Annotated in this window: 1 protein-coding gene and 1 pseudogene; both read left to right on the top strand. The window is 66.4% G+C overall.

Annotated elements, in window-relative coordinates:
- A pseudogene (locus EOA24_RS39010) lies at window positions 1–491 on the top strand (kynureninase); the annotation flags it as partial.
- 59 nt (window positions 492–550) lie between these two features.
- On the top strand, window positions 551–1,063 hold a 513-nt coding region (locus EOA24_RS39005), incomplete at its 3' end, for an alpha/beta hydrolase (RefSeq protein WP_189354637.1).

Here is a 1,063-nt window from a genome sequence, read left to right as displayed (position 1 = left end):
GCGGCTGGTGGGGCCATGCCCGACCGTTCGCGTTCGAGCAGGGTTATGCCGCCGGCACGGGCATCCGGCGATTCCTGTGCGGAACGCAGCCGATGCTGTCGATGCGGGCGCTGAAAGGTTCGCTGGATCTCTGGGACGAAGTCGACATGACTGCCGTGCGCGAGAAGAGCGTCGCGCTGACGGATCTGTTCATCCGCCTTGTCGAAGCTCGATGCGGCGCGTTCGGTCTCGAGCTAGAAAGCCCGCGCAACGGCGCCGAGCGCGGCAGCCAGGTGTCGTTCGCCCATCCACATGGCTACCAGGTGATGCGCGCCTTGATCGAGCGCGGCGTGATCGGCGATTTCCGCGCGCCGTCGACCGTTCGCTTCGGCTTCACGCCACTCTATGTCGGCTACCGGGATGTCTGGGCCGCCGTCGAGGTGCTGGAAGACATCCTGCGCACGAGCGCCTGGCAGGAGGCGCGCTATGCGATCAAGGAGGCCGTCACCTGACTTCGAATGGCATGCCGAACAAAGACAACTCGAAATCGATCAGATCGCAGGAGGGGCCGGTGCTGGGACTCCGCATTGTCGACTGGGATGACGCCTACGCCAACGGCGCGAACATCGCTGGCGGCGACCGCTGGCCGGCGGCCTGGGACGGCCCAGCTCAGGCATTTCGCGAAAAGCTGTTGGCGCAGGGCAGGGCGCGGCTCGACATCGTCTATGGCGAGGCGCCGCGCAGCCGGTTCGATCTCTTCCTCCCGCCTGCCGCGCCGAAGGGGCTCGTCGTGTTCATCCATGGCGGCTACTGGATGGAATCGGACAAGACATCCTGGTCGCATCTGGCCGCCGGCGCTGTCGGCCGCGGCTTTGCCGTCGTCATGCCTTCCTATACGCTGTGCCCGCGAACCAGGATCGGCGGCATCGTCAATGAAGTCGCGGCCGCGATCGGCAAAGCGGCGGCCATGGTCGAGGGACCGCTGATGCTGACCGGACATTCGGCCGGCGGACATCTCGCCAGCCGGATGGCGACGACGACTTCGCCGCTGGGCGCCATGGTGGCGCAACGCATACGCAAGGTC

Source organism: Mesorhizobium sp. M2A.F.Ca.ET.039.01.1.1 (genome assembly GCF_003998035.1).
Classification (GTDB): Bacteria; Pseudomonadota; Alphaproteobacteria; order Rhizobiales; family Rhizobiaceae; genus Mesorhizobium.
Note: the sequence above shows the minus strand (reverse complement) of the source record. Positions and strands in the feature narration are given on the sequence as shown.